The organism is Microcystis sp. M015S2, assembly GCF_020245945.1.
Lineage (GTDB): Bacteria > Cyanobacteriota > Cyanobacteriia > Cyanobacteriales > Microcystaceae > Microcystis.
Genome location: NZ_JADBTX010000136.1, coordinates 15,951 through 33,015 on the forward strand (window position 1 = coordinate 15,951; position 17,065 = coordinate 33,015).

Sequence of the window (17,065 nt, forward strand, 5' to 3'; positions counted from 1 at the left end):
TCATGAATTACACAGTAGCTAACACAGTCAATCCTTCGCTTTTTTTGAGTGAAATTACTTGCTTAAATCTCAATAATAGTTGTTGGAATTGTTTTAAGCTTAATCATCAAGTTACGAGAAAAATAGGTAATCGTTTTAGTTGGCAATTCAGTCATAAGTTTCCCGATGTGGTGGTTATTTTTGAAGATCATTGTTTTTGGGTATTAGCTAAAGATGAAAAATCTTTTCCCTCTCCACAACAGTGGAAAGAAGCTTTATCAGATATTCAAGAGGTTTTACGAGAAGATATTGGCGATCTCTATTATTCTATTCATTGGCTAAAAGACTCTCAGATAACAGCTTTAGTTACAGCACAATTAGCAGTTAGAATTCTGAAAATATTTGGTAAATTTTCCTATCCAATAGTTTTTCCCCAAGATAGTCAGATAAGTGAAAACCAAGTACAGGTAAGGAGAGAAGTTAATTTTTGGGAAGAAATCATCAATGACACTTATCCAGCTATTTGTTTAACTGTTGAAAGTAGTATTGTCTATAGTGGAGATTTAGAACAGTTTTATGAAAATCATCCCTATAGACAAGATGCTGCTAAATTATTAGTAGGTTTAAAGGTTAAAGATAGAGAAACCAATGGAACGGCTAAAATCATTAAAATAGCGGGTACAATTGGGGAAAAAAGAGAGGAGTTATTAACCAAAGCTACGGGTTCAATTAGTCGAAGAAAATTAGAAGAAGCTGATCTGGGGCAACCAGTGGTAGCGGTAAAATTTGGCAAAAATTCCCAAGAGTATATTTATCCATTAGCAGCTTTAAAACCCTGTGTTACCGATCAGGATGAGAGTTTATTTCAAGTCAATCACGGAGACTTATTAAAAGCAACAAAAATTCCCTATGTTGAACGACAAGAACTATTAAAGTTATATAAACAGGAAGCACAAAAGACCTTAACTAACTTTGGGTTTCAGTTAAGAGAAAGAAGTATTAACAGTAAAGAAGACCCCCAATTATTTTGGACTCCTTCTCTTTCTCTTGAGCAAACTCCTATCTTATTTGGTAAGGGAGAAAGGGGAGAAAAAAGAGAAACTCTCAAAGGATTGTCGAGGGGGGGTGTGTATAAACGTCATCGAGAATATGAGGATCCTGCTCGTAAGATTCGGTTAGCTATTCTCAAACCAGCTAATTTGAAAGTGGGAGATTTTAGAGAACAATTAGAAAAGCGATTAAAACTTTATAAATTTGAGACTATTTTGCCATCAGAGAATCAAATAAATTTCTCTGTTGAAGGTGTAGGATTTGAAAAAAGAGCTAGACTGGAGGAAGCAGTTGATCAATTAATTGGAGGAGAAATTCCTGTAGATATTGCTTTAGTCTTTCTTCCCCAAGAGGATCGCAATGCTGATAATACTGAAGAAGGAAGTTTATATTCGTGGATTAAAAGAAAGTTTTTGGAGCGTGGAGTTATGACTCAAATGATTTATGAGAAAACTTTAAATGATAAGAGGAACTATAATAATATTCTCAATCAAGTTGTCCCCGGAATCCTAGCCAAATTAGGAAATTTACCCTATGTCCTTGCTGAAGATCTAGAAATTGCCGATTATTTTATTGGTTTGGATGTGGGAAGGATTCCTAAAAAAAATCTTCCGGGGAGTCTCAATGTTTGTGCCAGTGTGCGACTATATGGAAAACGGGGAGAATTTGTTCGCTGTCGGGTAGAAGATAGTTTAACCGAGGGAGAAGAAATTCCTCAACGTATGCTGGAAAAATTTTTACCGCAAGCTGAACTAAAAAATCAGAAAGTTCTCATTTACAGAGATGGGAAATTTCAAGGAAAGGAGGTTGACAATTTACTAGCAAGAGCTAGGGCAATTAATGCTAAATTGATTCTCGTAGAATGTTATAAGAGTGGCATTCCTAGACTTTATAATCTTGAGCAAAAACAGATAAATGCTCCCTCCAAAGGATTAGCTTTTGCTTTATCAACCCAGGAAGTTATCCTGATAACGTCCCAAGTTTCTGCACAAATTGGTGTGCCTCGTCCCTTACGCTTAAAAGTCCATGAATTAGGAGAGCCAGTAAATTTAAAACAGTTAGTTGACACTACCTTAAAATTAACTTTACTTCACTATGGTTCTCTCAAAGACCCCCGCTTACCTATCCCTTTGTATGGAGCGGACATTATTGCTTATCGACGCTTACAAGGAATTTATCCTAGTTTATTAGAAGATGATTGTCAATTCTGGCTTTAGAGAGGAAAATTATGTAAATTCTCTTATACCATTTTTCTTTTAAAATTATTTTTCAGTTAATCCAGATTCACTTTTTTTAAGTAAATCTGAGGCAAATCTTTCACTAAATCCCACTAAAAAAGCACAGGAAAAGATAAATAAATCCTGACGAGCTTTGTTTGTTATTAAACTAGAAGAATTTTTATCCTGGGTAATCATAAAATCAATTTTAATCAACGTATCTGAGCTAATTAAACTAAAGATAAAAATACCTAAAATTAGACCAATTAATGGTTTAAAGAAACCAATAAAAAAAGGAATGAGGGGGTCGTCATATTTTTGGTCTCGAAAGTCGATAATTCTGAGTAAAATACTTGCAACACTTCCCAACACTCCTGCTGTTGCCGCATAAACTAAACCATAAAATATATGCCGATTAGGATTTATCGTATCACTCGATGATTTTAAATGTTCTGAATAACTACTAGAAGGAATGGGTACTGGGGAGTTTGCTTGAGGTAATGGTTTTGAAATAAGTGCCTCCTCTTGAGAGTATTTCTGTTGTAAATTATCATCAAATCTGTAAATTTCTTCAGCAGAAAATTTGAGGGCAATAATAGATAAAAAAGTTGTCATAGATAACCCCAAAAATATTTTGAATGGGACTGATTTTACAGAATATATATAACTAAATACATTCAAAATATGTCCCCATAAAAAATAGCGATCATTATTGATTTCCTTTTCTAGATTAATTCTGAATTCTCGAAGAGCATCAACCCCGACTTTATTGGTTTTTGCCATGAGCAATATATATTTAATTTCCTCTAATAACAAAATAAATTTAGTTGGATCATTGTTAAAAATAAACCAACCAATTTTCCGGCTATTACTTTTTTTATAAATCAAATAATTCAGATGATGAATCTGTTGAACTAACTTAGTGAGTTCTATTTGTAATTCAGGAGAAATTATCGGCAAAACCTCTAATAAAACTTCCCTAATATCCGCATTTAAGGCGTTAACATCGTCATTTTTTTTTACTGGAGTGGAAGTTATCATATTTTTGGGGACTTTTTAGATTGATTAATAGAATGAAAAGGCTATAGAAGAAGGAGGTTTTAAACCTAGTTTTTTGATAACTTTCTAGTCACTTTCTCGTTGTCACATTAATAAAAGGTTTGACCCTAGATAATTGTGATATATTTGTTATATTTCGTTACTTAAAATCAAATTATCCCTGGTTTGAGTTTTTGAATTTACCTCAAAATCCTCTCCTCTTAAACAGCTATCTAATTGATCTTGTAATATATTTGTATTAATTGTCTCCGTGCTAATTAATACCAATTGGGTAAAGGGTGGATTATTACCCCATTCTTCGCCTATTTCTAAGGTAATTCTCGGCCCCACTTGTTGCAAAATTACTCTTCTATTGGGATATTCAACAGTAGATAAAATACCCTTAGCTCGCAATACAGTTACGGGTAATTTCCCTAATATTTTTCCCAAGTTTAATAACTGAAAAGGGCGAACACTTTCATAACTCCAAGTATGAAAGTTATCCGAGTGATTAGATTTTAATTGACTAGATACAGAATGAACGGGAAATGAGTCCCTAAATCCTAATAATAAATCTAGGGAAACATCCCCATAACTCCCTTTTAACAAACGCACCCAAGGTGCTATTTTTTGGATAATTTGATTAGCATTAATTTGTGCTTTTTCATCAATCAAATCAATTTTATTGAGAACCACAATATCAGCGGCCGAAATTTGATCAATTAGCAAATCTTGATAGTTAATTTTTCCAGATGGTTCACAAATTTGGGGTAGATAGGTCGCATCAACTAGGGTAATAATGCTTTCTAAGCGAATTATTCTACTTAAAACTGGACGCTTTAGGGTTTGTAACAGGGTATAAGGGTTAGCAATTCCACTGGCTTCAATTAATACCTGATCTGGACGGAGAGATAGAATTTTCGGGAGAGAATTAACCAGATTATTTTGTAAATTACAACAAACACAACCTCCCTCAAGAGTGATTAGATCACCGTCTCTATTTTTAATTAACATCTGGTCAATATTAAGACTACCAAAATCATTAACCAGTATGCCAAAATGGCGATCGCTTTTACCCTTAAGAATGCGGTTAAGTAAAGTAGTTTTACCAGCACCTAAAAAACCCGTCAGCAGTGTTACTGGTGTCTTCCAGAGATTTGATGACAAAACCATTATACTTGTCCTCCCGATGGTTGTTTATAGATGACTCCCCGTTTCATGACAAAATCAACTTTACCAGTAACATTAATATCCTCAAAAGGATTACCCGGCATAGCGATAATATCAGCAAATTTCCCCACCGCTAACGCACCAATATTCGGCTGCATTAATAATTCAGCCGCTACAGTAGTTGCAGCTTTTAAAGCGCGTAAAGGAGTAATACCATTTTGAACCATCGCTGGAAACTCTTTCCAGTTATCTATATGAGGAAAAGTTCCTGCATCAGTACCAAAAGCAATCTTAACGTTACTTTTAGCTAAATTATCAGCACAAGCAATCAGTTGAGCGGCATATTTTTGATATTTAGCGTGTTGCCAAGAAGAACGATTTTGCCAATATTCAGGATTATTAGCATTGCGAGCTTTTTCTAAAACAGTGTATTGAGTTGGTACAAGATAAACTCCTTTCTGTTCCATCAATTGCAAAGTCTCGGAACTGGCAAGATTACCATGTTCAATGGAACGTACCCCCGCATTAACAGCACGTTGAACCCCTTCCCCTCCATAAGCGTGAGGACAAGCAGAAATACCGAAATCTTTGGCGGTACTAACCAGAATATTCATCTCCTCTTGGGAATAAGTGGTTTGACTCGGATCGTCCGTAGGAGAGCTAAAACCCCCTGTGGCACAGAATTTAATCCAATCTGCTCCTGAGCGAATTTCTTCCCGTACTATGCGGATAATTTCTGCTGTTCCGTCTGCTACTTCAAATTTTTCTGGTCTGAACTGAAAAGCAACTAAAGAGGTAAAATCACCATGCCCTCCTTGGGCTGAAATCAGGTGAGGTGCTACTAATAGATCTGGTCCAATAATCCAGCCCTTGGCGATCGCTTTTTTGAGATCGACGGTAATAAATTCTGGATCGGGACAACCCACTTCCCTTACAGTAGTAAAACCGTTCATTAACAGTATTTTCAGGGGATTTAAGCTATAAAGGGTCATTAATGGCACTGTCACCATATAAGGATTTTCTGGAATTGTAGGATCTCCTTCACAGAAGGTGATATGAACATGACAATCAATGAAACCAGGGGTAACGGTGTGTCCTTTTAGTTCAATAATTTGAGCGTTGCTGTGATCAACTGTTGCAGCGATCGCAGTGATATTCCCATTTTCGACGCGAATTTCTGTCGCACCAAGGAGATTATCAGCCAAACCATCCCAATATTGATCGGTTACGATTACATAATTTGGGCTAGTGGAATTAGTAACAGTCATAGTTGTTTCTCCTGTTGTTGATTTTTTTTAGTGTTTTGATTAGTTTTGAGGTAGGCAATAGCTTAATATGTCCTTGATATTACTAACAGATTACGAGCTATTAATGAGTTACCAAAGAGACAGGTTATTCGCTCGTCTGTATCCTTTTAAAATGTTTAAAGGTATCGCATTAATGAGAGCAGAAAAATTATTGACATTCGTTTCTAGTTGACCTGTACTGGTGTTGACGCGATTCCACCAGTCAGTAGCAATAATGTTAGATTTGATGCCATTTAAACCAGCGAAAAAGCTAGAGAGTTCTTTAGGCACATTAGCTGGTACTCCACCAACTTTATAGTTGTACTGGGCCATTAATGACCACAGAAAATTATTAGATTGGCTTATGGAGTCGATTTGCTGTTGTAAATAACTCTGGACACTTGACCAATCGGTTATACTTGAACCACACCAATATTGTTTAATAGAATTGCTCCAAAAAGGTGTATTTTGTTGTAACCAATTCGATACACTGCTGTCAAACTCTAGAGAACCAACTACCACTCGACCAGAAGTTTGCCAGATATCTTTTAAGGTTTGAGATATTCCCAATGGTGGTATCAGTTGGTCTTGGCCAATGGTTTTTATAATGACATTAGACAAATCTTGATAATTTTGAGTTGTCCAATTTCCCTCAAAGTCATGTAAATCAAGAATTACAATTTCTTGAGGATTAGACGCTAAAAATTGTGTTACTTGATTGAGAACATCTACTAATTTAAGAGGGAGGGCAAAACTACCATGACACATCACAAATTGATCATCTCCCGATCCACTACCAAGCATTAATCTGAGATCAAGGGAACGAATACCTTGATTAAGTTGCTGATTAATATTTTGATATTGAGTTTGTACCCAGTTTTGGCTAATACTATCAGCACAATAAGTAGAAGTATCGTGAGTACCTGGCAGTGTTAACTCATTAAGATGGAGGTTTTGAATACAAGGCGCAAATAACTCCATCCAATTGTTAGCCCAATGTAATACGGAAGGACGTAATACACTGAAATCATCTGCTAATCCACCACTACCATAATTAGGTGTTGGATAAGGGGTAATTGGGCTTTGAGTATTGCCAGGAAAATAGCCAAGTCCGATAGTAACAACACCATCATGAATCCAACCCACAGCAGATGTCTTATTAGTATCAGGAGTAGGATAAATAAAAAGACCATTAGGAATATTTTGCCATTCAACGAAGACCCCATAACCCGCTTCTGAGGCGACAGGAGTTGATAATCCTTTCACTCCACTCTTTTTAGCGCGAATTGTAAATGTAAAGTTGCTTACACCGTCGAGGGTATAGGTAACATCGGAAGCATCATCTATACTGTCATGACCTACTGTTTCTTTAAACTCAGCATAAAATTGAGTAAAGGAATTAGGCCCAATATTAGAAGATGGATTCCACTCCATCTGGTAACTACCTGATTTTCCTTGATGGATGTTATATGGCGTAGCGTTGACAATTTGTATGTGAAATCCAGCACCCATATGAGTTACTCCTTAGTTTGTGTTTAAATGACTTTTATTGAATGTGATCGAACTCTTGAAAGCGATCGCTAAACAGGAAAAACTTTGATCGCTTTTTCGTAGTACGCCTGACGATCAGCTAGTCCGTTAAGACCACCATTGACTCGTCGGGTGATTTCTGCCACCGTTGCACCGCGATCGCAAAGAGCATTCATGTTATTGTTATGCCACCAAAAACCGCCACTGGTAAAAGGATAGGTGGTACTAACATAGTCAACTCCATTCATAACTTTCGGATCATGAATATAATTCGCAAAAGCTTGATAGTTGCTGCGTCCCGTTAGTTGAATAACGCCCGCTCCTTTATATTTGGGACCATCCCCTGGATCAATATTGCCTAGATCTTTCCGTCCGTTATACTCCTCACCGCTACCGAGTTCTTTCATCCATTTCAAGCCTCCACTTTCATGGGCAGTTTGGCTTAAGAAATGACACATTCGGGGGTGAGTGTTAATTTCAAAGCGATTTAAGCAAGAATTGAGGTCTGCTAATTGTCCATCGCTGATGACGTTACCGTAGATAGATTCAGCTTGAGTTTTGGAGATTAAATTACTACCGCCTGGTAATTCTTGAAGATCTAGTAAAAGTTTTGCTGAAGAGGCTCCTACGGTATCCAGTTCTCCTTCTTTAATTTTTTGCTTGAATTGCTCAAAGGCTTGTTTGGTTTGGGGTCCATAAATGCCATCAACACCATTAGCAGGAAGTAATCCGAGAACTTGCAAACGGGTCTGAACTTCTCGGCAAAGTTCGGAATCTCCTGCTAAGGAATCAATGGGTTTAACGAGGTTTTGTTGAATGATGTCTTCTAATTTCATAGTGTTGATTTCCTGGTTGAGGTTTTAATAATGGTGATCGCTAATTTAATCAAGACTAAAAAACTAAGATAGTTGAGCATCCATTGTATCTAAATCCTGATCAGATAGGGTTAGAGTATCAGATAAATTGTTAGTCAGTGGCCACTCAATATCGAGTAAATTAAAGTAGGCTTGAATATGTTGAAAATAAGCCTCTTGAAGAAACTGTTTCATTGCCGTTGTTTGTGGTTTTGTAAATATACCACATTGCCCTTTCATAGCAAAAGTTGTTGGATTAAGGTGCTGATAATTACAGTTTTTAACCTTTTGAATTTGTTTGTTTACCAGTAGAGAAATTTGTAAAGATTTAGTAATATTACAGGGTTGGTAAAGGGTGGGAATTTGAGCAAGTTGGGTGGTATTCCAGGCATGGGGAACAATGTCTAAACTATTCCATAATCGGCTGGAAAGATTGAGTCCTGGCTCTGTCGTTTCATAGTAATTAGCAAAGTCTTGATCGCCAGGGGTTGCACCGGCGGAAAATTGCGTATAAACCTTGACTTGTGTGCCTTTTGGGTTCCAGCTTGTCTGATTCTCATAAAGCCATAACGCCATAACAGGAGCTAAGGCTCCTCCCAAACTATGACCTGTAGTAATAATTTCTATTGGTTGTTTGGGCTGTTTTTGTATTTCCTGAGTCAGAAAGTCTAGGAGAGATAAATTGCTTGAATTTTTCATTCCTTGCAAAATTTTTATCCCCGCATTTGTTCCCTCAGAAATATTACCTTGTTCTGGGTTTGTGCTAGACCAGGGAACCATATTATGGGTGTTAACATCTTCCTGTAACCAGTCAAATACAGACTTGGGGTTGGTTGCGGCGATCGCCACTACATATTGAGGATTATTTGTTGTTAGATTTTCACCTTTAGCGACATACATAATATTGTCCCAGACCTGACTTTTGGGATCGTGTCCATAAATAACAGGACCCCAAACTATCGTCCATTGACCGATTTTTGTTTGGACATTAGAATCAGCCAAATCAGTTAGTAATTTGTTACTATCACTGATATTAGCCAACATCGAAAGACAGAAAAGAATTTGCTGTTGATCGTAGCTAGGACTCATTGAATTGTCTCCTAAATTTAGCAATGGTTGTTTTGAGAATGATTTGAGAGGCTACTTCATCAAGCAGTGGGTAAACAGTCAGTCTGGATAAACATTCATAATATACAGCCAAATAGTATCTGTATATTTTGTTTTTTCTGTACTACCCAGAAAGATTTCAAAATAGGAACTACTGTTATACACATGACGAATAATGTTACAATATTCGCTGTCTTCAATCACCTCAAAATTCGCCGCTTTATTTGGAATCAATCTGATAGACTGCCTTCCCTGATCCGCCGCAAAACAAAGATGAATATCTAACGGGACTCCCTGCCAGGCTGGATCATCAAAACCAAAAACCGAAAACAATCTCGCATTGGCAACTTCTAGGGGAATATTGTAGGGTTTAAACTCAAAAGGAATCACCCCCGTATAGGCTTCTCCCTGTCTGTCACCAACAAAACTACAGGGAAAATGATTAAAATTCCATAACAAAGATCCATCCTCATTTTTAACGGTGATCACATAGGGATCTTTGCATCGGTATAAAACCATTGGTTAACGACCTCCTAACTGGTTGTGCTAAGTTTTGTTAATTAGATAAGCGATCGCCATTACCTTAAAGAGTAGGATTACGGCGGTTGTTCTATAGCCCAGTCAATTCCTTATTAGATAAGCCTTTCGGCGTGGAGGATGTACCAGACCAAACCTGAATCCGCCGCAATACTTTGACTACTCCGCTGCGATCTCGGCGGCATCAAGGGCAATCTCAAGGATATCCTTAGCAAAATTAAGCCAAAAATTGGAATTGTTGTTGCTAGTCTGCGCTGTTAAAAGTCCGTTGGAATTAGATAAATTCTGCGGTACTGAACCAAAGAAAGTGGTGGCAGTTGTGGCACCATTATCAAGGTAACAAGACACATAAGATGAATAGCAGGAAGAGGAGTTAATCGTTCCCGATACCCCTGTGGGAACGACTAAACCTGATGCCAAAAACTGACTGACAGGAGCCCACATGACATCATAGGCCGAATTAATCCAGCTACCTTGTGGCAGGCTGTATTTTGTATTATTACTCATGCTAGAATACTGGAAATAGCCATTCACATTATTGAATGTATCTCCTGGGCTAAAGGTCGTACAAGCAACACGGGTATTGCTGCCGCTACCCGTTTTCAAGTTGGCAATAAGAAGATAATTTCCGTAGTAACTAACCACCCAAGAGCCAACGCTTGAACTTTCCCAAGAACCCCCAGGCCAACTGATACTCAGGGATGGCAACGTCGTGATATTTGCACCAGGTGTCGGACTGCCAGAGAGTGTAAATAGTGATCCTGAATTGTTTAATGAGTAGCTTGTTAATGCAATGGTCGTCTGAGGAAACGAACTATTTCCCCCCAAGGTAGCACACAGATAAACTAAATTACTGTTGCTGATAGACTGAAATTGTCCTCCAATATCACGAATGTATGGGAAAGTTGAACAAGGCACAACTAACTGGGAAACAGGACACCAAATTGGGTTGTATGCACTCTTAGACCAACTGCCGCCGGGGATTTGCCCTGCTGTGGTACTGCCAATTGTTGAGAATTGAAAACTACCACTGCTGTTGCTGAATGAATCGCCTGAATTATAACAAGCTGTAGCATTTAATAAGGGGTCACCACTACCTGATGATAATAGAGCCGTGATAGTCGAAGTAGAGCCAAAAGTACCAGTATATTGGGAGCCAGAGGAGGAATTGCTCCAGGAACCGGACGGTAATGTTGTCATTTTTCTAAATCCTCTATGAAGATGGATAATTTTGACTTGTTTGAAGTCGTTGATTGAATGAACTTAAAGGTAATTACTTGAGAGTTCAAAGGTTAACACTTTCAGTATTTAGCTCTGTCCTCACCATTTAGAGTCGTGCCGATTCCCACTGCCGACTATTGCGAGATGGGATAACTAGGTTAATTTAATGGCGATCGCTATTGGGTCACTTTGATCGCCCTACCCAACGACCTTCTACTAATAAATTGAGAAACCAGTTTTGTGAATTTTTTCTTTCGAGCAAATTCTCTAATTTAAAGTTGCAGGAACTATTGGGACGAATTTTCGGCAAATTTATGAGCAACTTTTCCGCCAAAAGCAGCCGCTAAAAAAGCAAACGTTAGATTCGTCCCCACAGGCCCAACATCCTTGCTGTTAACCAATGTGTAGGAACCAAATCCGATCGCTGTAATTAATGCCATAAAGCACATTAAACGAATGGCTGAATTATTACCATTGTTGTCTTGTAAAAAACTGCTAGAGGATGATTGATTAGAGTCAGAATTAGATGTTGCAGTGGGCGTAGTGTTAACCATTGGACATTCTTCATCGTCAATGTAAGTAATAACCCTTAGTGGTGCAGAAAACTTCTGAAAGACTTGCTGTACAAGGATTCCGAATTAGATAGGGGTTTGTCAGGAGGAGCAACTTTATGAGATGCTTAAGTTCCGCAACTAAAAGTTATCCCTATCTCGGCTCCCCTCCTCCACCTTCAACTATTTGGGCAACTAAGTCAATGGATTAAGCCCAGAAACGTTGAATCTCGTCATAAAACTTTACATTCAAGAGCATATTAAATCTATACTTTAGACGGTCATAATCTGAGATTTATTAAACTTATGAAATCGGAGAGTGAGATCGGTCAAAATCATCCCCAATCTGGTAATTATGCCCCCCTAGATAGCCATCTCTGGGCTGATGCCACCTATCCCCTCGGAGCGCATTATCAAGGCGATAGTGTCACCTTTGCCGTCTATTCTAAAAATGCCAGTCAGATTCTTCTGGAAATCTACGATCGCCCGACGGGAGAAAACGCTAAGTATGATTACTGGTTGACAAAAAACCCAAATGATGATATATGGCGGGCAAAAATCGCCGGTATTGCCCCGGGTAGTTACTACGCTTTTCGCTGTTGGGGTTCCAATTGGCAATTTGATCAAAAATGGCAAAGAGGCCACAGTAACGCCGGTTTTCAGGCAGATGTGGACGATTTTGGCCATCGTTTTAACCCCAATAAAGTCCTCTTCGATCCCTACGCGCGAGAACTTTCCCACGACCTTGAAACCCCGGCCATGATCGCAGCCGGAGAAAATGTGGCAATGTATGCCACGGGAGGGGGGGACTACAAAGGAGTGATCCAGCGCGCATACGATACGGGCAAATGGTCGCCCAAAGGCATTGTGATCGCACTGGATGGAACTTCTACCGGTACTCGTCCCCGTCTGGGTGCCGAAAAAGCGATCATTTATGAGGCCCATGTGCGCGGTTTAAGCAATCACCCCTCTGCTAGTCGTTTAGAAGATATTCTCAAGGGAATTAGGGGTTTTGAGGAAGTGGCCAACGTTCCCGACCAGTACAGAGGAACTTATGCAGGAGCCGGCTATATGGCCAAATACCTGAAAGCGCTGGGATTTACCACGATCGAACTCTTACCGGTCCAGGAAACCGCTAACGATAATAACCCCGACGATCGCCCCGGCGGTAACTATTGGGGTTACATGACCTTTGGTTATTTCGCCCCCGATCGCCGTTATGCTTATGATCGCTCCCCCGGGGGACCCACCAGAGAGTTTAAGGCCATGGTCAAAGCTTTCCACGACCAAGGTATGGAAGTTTATCTCGATGTGGTCTATAATCACACCGGAGAAGCGGGCAATTGGGGCAGCAACGATGTCACCCGATTTGTTAGTTTTGGTGGTTTTGATGTGGTGGAATACTATCAACTCACCGATGAACATTATCTAGTCGATGGAGCGACAGGCTGCGGAAATCAATTAAATTTTTCCCATATTGTCACCTGTAATCTGGTTCTTGATTCCCTCACCTATTGGTTAGAAGAAATGGGAGTTGATGGTTTTCGTTTTGATCTGGCCACCGTCTTTGGCCGAGAAGATAGTGGCGAACAAAAACAATTCTTCCCCAAACACCCCTTGTTAGAAAAGATCGAGAAATTAGGCAAGAAATACGATGCGGAAATGATCGCCGAAGCTTGGGATAGCTGGGGTTACGAAGTGGGTAATTTCCCGACGGGTTGGGGCGAGTGGAATGGCCGTTATCGCGATGCAATTCGGCATTTTTTAAAGGGAGATGGTAATACTTTTCAATTCATCGAACAGGTGAACGGAGATTATCGCAATTTTAACGACCAAGGCGGACCACAAAAATCGATCGATTTTATTGTTGCCCACGATGGTTTTACCCTGATGGATTTGGTCAGTTATAACCATAAAAATAACCTCACTCCCTGGCCCTTTGGTCCTTCCGATGGCGGCAATAATAATAACGATTCTTGGGATTCTGGGGGTGATCAGGCCTTACGTCGCCAAAGATTACGCAACTTTTGGACGATTCAATTTTTGTCTCGCGGTGTTCCCATGACTGTCTGGGGCGATGAATTTGGCCGCACCCAAAATGGTAATAATAATCCCTACAATATTGATAGTGTGGCCACTTGGAATAATTATGATATGATCGCCACCCGTTCACCCCATCTACTGCCCACTGGTTATCGGGAAGCTTATCACAATAATTTTGGCACGGGAACTAATCAAGAAGAACGCAATCCTTTATTTATTTTTGCCGCTTATATTGCTCACTTAAGAAACAATCATATAGCCCTCAAACAGCGCCGCTACGGTGATATGGTTCTCGATGCAGGCAATGATGTCACCTATTTATTTAAAAAAACCGATGGGGTTAGCGATTTAACTGCCGATGATCGCTGTATTTGGTTTTTAATTGATGGTAGTGCCGTCGGCGATCACGATTTTTTGGTGTTAATTAATATGTATCATCTGCCGGTGGATTTTCGTCTTCCCTCCCCATCCAATAATTATCGTTGGGTAAGAATTATTGATACGGCAGCTTGGGCAGAAACCGATTATAATTGTTGGTCTGTGGATCAAGGGACAGTAATTGCCGATAACTATAAAGTCAATGGTTTTTCGATCGTGGTTTGCGAGGAGATTAACTGAACTACCCACAGCGATATCGGGGGTAATTTGGGGACAGATCGGGCAGCCCGCTAATATTGAGATCGAGATCGATCCTATGCCGATTTCTGCTATATTTTTGGCAATAGGGAAATATTGACCCCGGCTGCATCTTATGTTTTGCAACCCGAACTTAGCCCAAAATTACCGTTAAATGTCTAAAACTAAAAGTAGTGTTATTATCCTAACCATAATTTGTATTATCGCCACGGCGATCGGAGTTTATCTAATCGGTGGTATCGACTCCCAACAATTACAGATCTGGTTAAAACAAATGGGAATTATGGCCCCCATTTTGTATATTATTCTCTATACGATCGGGACAATTTTAATCCTGCCTTCTACCCCCTTAAACCTCAGTGGTGGGGCGATCTTTGGGGTAGTTATGGGAACAGTTTGGACAACGATCGCCGCTTTGGTGGCCGCTATAGTTGCCTTTGCTTTTACCCGTACTATCGGCCGGGAATATACCGCCAAAAAATTTCAGGGAAAATGGCAAGCGATCGATGCAGAAATGCAGCAAGGCGGCCTATTTTATATGTTTGCTATCCGTCTATTACCGATTATTCCCTACGGTATCGTTAACTTTGTTGCGGGATTAACTTCTATCCGTTTTCGCGATTATTTCATCGGTACTTTATTAGGCACTGTCCCCGGCATTTTACCCTTTGTCATGATGGGTGCGGGTTTAAAATCTTTAGGAAAAGGCGATATATTGCCCCTGATGGTGGCTTTTACCCTCATTGCTCTGTTAGTAGGTGTGGGAACTTGGTATCGTCGTCGTCGGCAATTTCCCTTTCAGTGATCACGATAAAATTAAGTTAGATTAGGAATATCCCGACTGAATCCTCATTGCTAAGGAGATAGCGTATCGATGCCTGCCGCAGATTATAAAGATTATTATGCCGTTCTGGGAGTAGGTAAAACTGCCAGCGCTGAAGAAATTAAAAAAGCTTTTCGTAAATTAGCCGTCAAATATCACCCCGATCGCAATCCTAACGATAAAAGCGCCGAAGAACGTTTTAAAGAAATTAGTGAAGCTTACGAAGTCCTCTCCGATAGCGAAAAACGCCAAAAATACGATCAATTTGGACAATATTGGCAACAGGCCGGGCGATCGAATTGGCCGGGTGGTAATCCGGGGGTTGACTTCGGTTCGGCGGGTTTTGACTTTAGCCAGTACAGTACCTTTGATGATTTTATCAACGAACTACTCGGTCGCATGGGCAGCCCCGGCGGTACTCGCCCCCGTTCCCATTCCTACGGTACTCCGGGGGGAGGATTTGGCGATTTTAGCAATTTTAACGACTTTGCCGGCGCTCGTACTGCACCGCAATCCGTCACTTCCGGCATCTCCACCGCTAAACTGCGTCTGACTTTTGCGGAAGCTTTACGAGGAGTACAAAAACGGGTTAATTTAGCCGGAGAAATGATCGATATCAAAATCCCCCCAGGAACTAAAACCGGTAATCGTCTCCGGGTACGGGGTAAAGGACTAATCGATCCCTTGAGTAAACAACGGGGAGATCTATTTCTCGATGTGGAATTAGAACCCCATCCTTTCTTTGCTTTTGAAGGCGATAATTTAACCTGTGAAGTCCCGATTACCCCCGATGAGGCGGTTTTAGGCACAGCGATCGAAGTTCCTACCCCCGATGGCCTGGTGACGATAAAAGTCCCTGCCGGTATTCGTTCCGGTCAATCCCTGCGCTTACGAGGCAAAGGTTGGATCGATAATAAAGGACAACGCGGCGATCAATTAGTCAAAATTGTCATCGATACTCCCAAAGAATTAACGGCGATCGAACGGGAATTATACGAGAAAATTAAATCTCAGCGTAGCACCGATCCCCGTCGTCATCTCAGACAGGTGCAAATTTAGTCCCTATATCTTAATAGTGAGGTACGAAGTCTTCGTTTTGGGGAGTCAGGACACAGGATCAGATTAGCCTATACTTCATCTTTATGAGAAACGCTATATCAGTTATCAGTGGTTAGTTATTGGTCACTGTTTACTGATCACTGTTTACTGTCTCTGGAGTTTATCCTTGGCTAGAATTTAACCTTACTAGCCAACCAATTAGTGATTAATTTGGGGCTATTTTTCTTCACCCAATAGAGAGCATAAATTCTGAATATAGGCTTAGAAAAACGAGCGATCGCTTTCATGATAAAATTTAAGTAACGACTATGAAACTTTTTATTAATTAAATTTAACGAACCCACATCGTAAAGACAGTCGATGATAATTCTAAAAGTCGTTTCCTCTCTTTGGAATAAACTATCTATTAACAATAGCACTTCCTGAATTCGTTGCTGTTTAAGCTGTTCCTCTTCGGAAACAGCCGAGAGAATCCGCTGCTGCTTAGATAATTTACTATCCGATGGGGTTAACATGATATGGTAAGGAAAAAATTAACTTGTTTTGATTTTATCCCTATTTGCCGATTTTGCAAGACCAAACCCCCCATCTATCTCCGTTTTTAAGATAATACTAAATCCGGTTATTAAAAACTGATTATTTATTCTCCGTTTTGCCTTTTGCATGAGTGCCTTTTGCCTCTCCTGATATGTAGCCTATACTCAACGGATTTAGTATAACACGGATCATTAGTGGTATTTACTCCCCCATGCCGTCTTGACTGTGATTGGTGTGATTATGTGATGGACTATGATTGATTATTGACAAAAGTTTACTGAATACAACATACGCCAATTCAGACTTGAATTGGCCATAATCATAGTATTCATTCAATCATTCCAATCGCAGTTGAGACTAATTATGCGATGGACTATGATTGATTATTGATAAAAGGTTACTGAATACAACATACGCCAATTCAGAC

Annotated in this window: 14 protein-coding genes; 4 read left to right on the top strand and 10 right to left on the bottom strand. The window is 39.7% G+C overall.

The window, feature by feature from the left end; translation table 11 throughout:
• The first annotated feature begins 2 nt into the window (after positions 1–2).
• The gene (locus IM473_RS21715) at positions 3–2,246 is read left to right on the top strand and encodes a Piwi domain-containing protein (protein WP_287659664.1); all 2,244 of its coding nucleotides are present in this window, start codon (positions 3–5) and stop codon (positions 2,244–2,246) included.
• Between the two features lie 45 nt (positions 2,247–2,291).
• Here the strand turns inward: IM473_RS21715 and IM473_RS21720 are convergent, their stop codons facing one another.
• The 9 genes from IM473_RS21720 to IM473_RS21760 form a co-directional block, all read right to left on the bottom strand.
• On the bottom strand, positions 2,292–3,287 hold the full coding sequence (locus tag IM473_RS21720) for a hypothetical protein (protein WP_287659665.1): 996 nt from the start codon (positions 3,285–3,287) through the stop codon (positions 2,292–2,294).
• Between the two features lie 147 nt (positions 3,288–3,434).
• The gene (locus IM473_RS21725; RefSeq protein ID WP_287659666.1) at positions 3,435–4,457 is read right to left on the bottom strand and encodes a CobW family GTP-binding protein; all 1,023 of its coding nucleotides are present in this window, start codon (positions 4,455–4,457) and stop codon (positions 3,435–3,437) included.
• Entirely contained in the window at positions 4,457–5,722 is a 1,266-nt protein-coding gene (locus tag IM473_RS21730) for a metal-dependent hydrolase family protein (RefSeq protein WP_271971241.1), read from the bottom strand. Before IM473_RS21730 ends, IM473_RS21725 begins: the two co-directional genes overlap by 1 nt.
• Positions 5,723–5,830: 108 nt before the next feature.
• The gene (locus tag IM473_RS21735; protein ID WP_271971240.1) at positions 5,831–7,252 is read right to left on the bottom strand and encodes a phosphatidylinositol-specific phospholipase C domain-containing protein; all 1,422 of its coding nucleotides are present in this window, start codon (positions 7,250–7,252) and stop codon (positions 5,831–5,833) included.
• A gap of 68 nt (positions 7,253–7,320) precedes the next feature.
• A complete protein-coding gene (locus IM473_RS21740) occupies positions 7,321–8,106 on the bottom strand; it encodes a chitinase (RefSeq protein WP_287659667.1) in 786 nt (261 codons plus the stop codon).
• Between the two features lie 63 nt (positions 8,107–8,169).
• Entirely contained in the window at positions 8,170–9,213 is a 1,044-nt protein-coding gene (locus tag IM473_RS21745) for a lipase family protein (RefSeq protein ID WP_287659668.1), read from the bottom strand.
• A 78-nt stretch (positions 9,214–9,291) separates the two neighbouring features.
• Positions 9,292–9,690: a hypothetical protein gene (locus IM473_RS21750; protein WP_287690556.1), complete on the bottom strand. Its 399-nt coding sequence runs from the start codon at positions 9,688–9,690 to the stop codon at positions 9,292–9,294.
• Between the two features lie 237 nt (positions 9,691–9,927).
• On the bottom strand, positions 9,928–10,968 hold the full coding sequence (locus tag IM473_RS21755; RefSeq protein WP_287659669.1) for a hypothetical protein: 1,041 nt from the start codon (positions 10,966–10,968) through the stop codon (positions 9,928–9,930).
• Positions 10,969–11,276: 308 nt separating this feature from the next.
• Positions 11,277–11,543, bottom strand: coding sequence for a hypothetical protein (locus IM473_RS21760; protein ID WP_024969173.1), 267 nt, complete (start codon positions 11,541–11,543; stop codon positions 11,277–11,279).
• A gap of 303 nt (positions 11,544–11,846) precedes the next feature.
• Here IM473_RS21760 and IM473_RS21765 point away from each other — a divergent pair, with 303 nt between their 5' ends.
• The 3 genes from IM473_RS21765 (at position 11,847) to IM473_RS21775 (ending at position 16,101) form a co-directional block, all read left to right on the top strand.
• Positions 11,847–14,201: a glycogen debranching protein gene (locus IM473_RS21765; RefSeq protein ID WP_287659670.1), complete on the top strand. Its 2,355-nt coding sequence runs from the start codon at positions 11,847–11,849 to the stop codon at positions 14,199–14,201.
• Between the two features lie 172 nt (positions 14,202–14,373).
• A complete protein-coding gene (locus IM473_RS21770) occupies positions 14,374–15,024 on the top strand; it encodes a TVP38/TMEM64 family protein (protein WP_149974560.1) in 651 nt (216 codons plus the stop codon).
• 69 nt (positions 15,025–15,093) lie between these two features.
• Positions 15,094–16,101 carry a DnaJ C-terminal domain-containing protein gene (locus IM473_RS21775; RefSeq protein WP_287659671.1) on the top strand — a complete coding sequence of 336 codons (1,008 nt, stop codon included), beginning with the start codon at positions 15,094–15,096 and terminating at the stop codon, positions 16,099–16,101.
• Between the two features lie 170 nt (positions 16,102–16,271).
• Here IM473_RS21775 and IM473_RS21780 read toward each other — a convergent pair whose 3' ends face one another.
• A complete protein-coding gene (locus IM473_RS21780; RefSeq protein WP_287659672.1) occupies positions 16,272–16,616 on the bottom strand; it encodes a hypothetical protein in 345 nt (114 codons plus the stop codon).
• Positions 16,617–17,065 lie beyond the last annotated feature (449 nt).